At 40.1% G+C, this 2,254-nt stretch carries 2 protein-coding genes; both read right to left on the reverse strand.

Annotated elements, in window-relative coordinates; translation table 11 throughout:
• Positions 1–175 precede the first annotated feature (175 nt).
• Entirely contained in the window at positions 176–1,732 is a 1,557-nt protein-coding gene (locus B0I10_RS15495) for a T9SS type A sorting domain-containing protein (protein WP_112087422.1), read from the reverse strand.
• 213 nt (positions 1,733–1,945) lie between these two features.
• On the reverse strand, positions 1,946–2,254 hold a 309-nt coding region (locus B0I10_RS15500), incomplete at its 5' end, for an OmpA family protein (RefSeq protein WP_146740302.1).

Here is a 2,254-nt window from a genome sequence, read left to right on the forward strand (position 1 = left end):
GTGAAGAAAGTGTTGTTTTTTTAGTTTCAATCTACTTTGGGAAACAAAAAAAGGTTGTCAGCAAACTGACCACCTTTTTTTGTTTTCTACTTACGCTCTATCTATTTTAGGAAGGACTATTATTGCTTGAAGGTATGGTCTGTTGACTTCTTACTTCATTGTCACGTTCAGTGACCTATCGGACTATCTTTACCCTCTCCAAACTATTTTCCATCACCACCTCCACCACATAAACACCATTTGCCAATCCACTAAAATCAAGTTGGTTGCCGTTTTGAGGAAGTTGTATCCGTTGGCCGTTCAACGAAAAAACCGCTAGATTTACAATTGTTTCAACGGTTTGCACCGTGAGTAAATTCGTCACGGGATTGGGGTACACTACCATACTATTTTTTCCCGGTTGCGGTAACGACAAGGTGACAGGAGAAATTCTAGCCAAAAAGGGAGAAAGTCCAAACTCGTCGATGTTGGCGTGGTTAAACCAGCCAAGAGCGGCGTTTCCTTGAAGTATTCCGGTTAGGTAAATATCTCCGTTTACATCCGTGGTGACACTGTTGGCCGAATCCGTTGCGTCTCCGCCGGCAGTGAATGCAAAAAGGAGAAGTCCGTTCTCTAAGTAATGAAGCAAAACGGCTTCATGGTTGTTAAAAGTAGTTGTATTGGTGGTCACTTGCTCATTCCATTGGGTTACTCCGCCGGTAAGAGAACCCGAAAGATAAATTCCTCCTGCACCATCTACCGCTAAAAAGTTCTTTTTACCTAACTCGACCGAACCGTTACCGGGGACTTCTCTCACCCACAAATAGTCACCGTTTGCGTTTAACTTGGCGAGAAAAAAATCGATTCCGCCGGAGGTAGGACCTTCTGTCGTAAATGCATCCAATTGTAACGGAATAAACGTCTCGGCCGCCCAATAAACGCTATCTGTTCCCATCACTTTTACCATAGAAGAAGAGCAGGTAATGTCTTCGGCATATTTAATCCATTGAAAAACACCTGCCGGCGAATATTTTACCAAATAAACACTGTAATCAAAGCCGGTTGGTTGTTCTATTCCGGCGTAAACCGAGTTACTATTGGCACACGAACCGGTTGCATAGATATTTCCAGCACTATCTACGGCTAATGCGGTTAAACGATTTACATTTTCTTGTGTAATTAACAGCAGTGGATCTCCGTTTGGACTTACTTTTTCAATATAGCAATAAAAAAAATTGTCATAGCCCAAATAAATGTTGCCCAACGCATCCACCTCAATCGCCTTAAATGTATTCACATTTGCTTCAGGTGTATTCAATACTTTATGCCAAAGTAATTCTCCCGAAGGGTTTACTTTGAGTAGAATGTTTTGCGGCAATTCAGTTGTGTTTGGAATGGAAAAACCTTCGTAAACCAGTTCATCTAAATATTCAATTGCCATTAAAATATTTCCTTCAGCATCATTCGTTAGTTGATGGATTACGGCCGTTGCAGTAATGGTTTTAGAAAACACGAGTTCGCCTGATTGACTGTATTTTTGGTAGATTAAATTCCCGAACATTTCGGTGTACGGAACCGGATTGTCTTTGAAACCCGCAAAATAGACATTTGCCATCGGGTCTGTGGTTGAAATATAGCCGGAAGTTGAGAAATTGTTGATTTCTGTTACAGGCGTATTTACCCATTCAACCGATTGAGCGGTAACTGCAAAAGAAGTAAATAGCAATAGACCAGCGAGTAGTTTTTTTATCATTGGTTTACAGTGTGTTAGGTTATAAAGGTAAGATGAAAAAAGGATAAAAAGGTTGCTTTGGGAGTTCAAAATAGTTTCTTTATTTTTAAAAGCAACGTCTTTTGTGGTTTCACTATGATTTTGTTGCAGTTGTACGTTTAGCTTTTAGAACTTTTGAAAACAAAAAAACGGATACTTTGTCAATATCCGTTTTTTTAGTGTAAACAATTTTTGTTACTTCTTCACAATCAAGAATTCACTTCTTCTGTTAGCGGCATGTTGTTCTTCGGTACACGCTTCTTTACAGTCTACTTTAGGTTCGGTTTCGCCCATTCCTTTTCCTGAGATTTGGTTTTTGGAGATTCCTTTGGAGAGGAGGTATTGCACGGTTGATTTAGCTCTTCTGTCTGATAGATTCATGTTGTATTGATCACTTCCACGATTATCTGTGTGTGCTTTGGCTAAAACGACCATGTTTGGGTTGTTTTTTAACACCTGCACGAGTTTGTCTAACTCAAAAGCACCTTCTTGGGTGATGTTGCT

Source organism: Flavobacterium lacus (genome assembly GCF_003268815.1).
Lineage (GTDB): Bacteria > Bacteroidota > Bacteroidia > Flavobacteriales > Flavobacteriaceae > Flavobacterium > Flavobacterium lacus.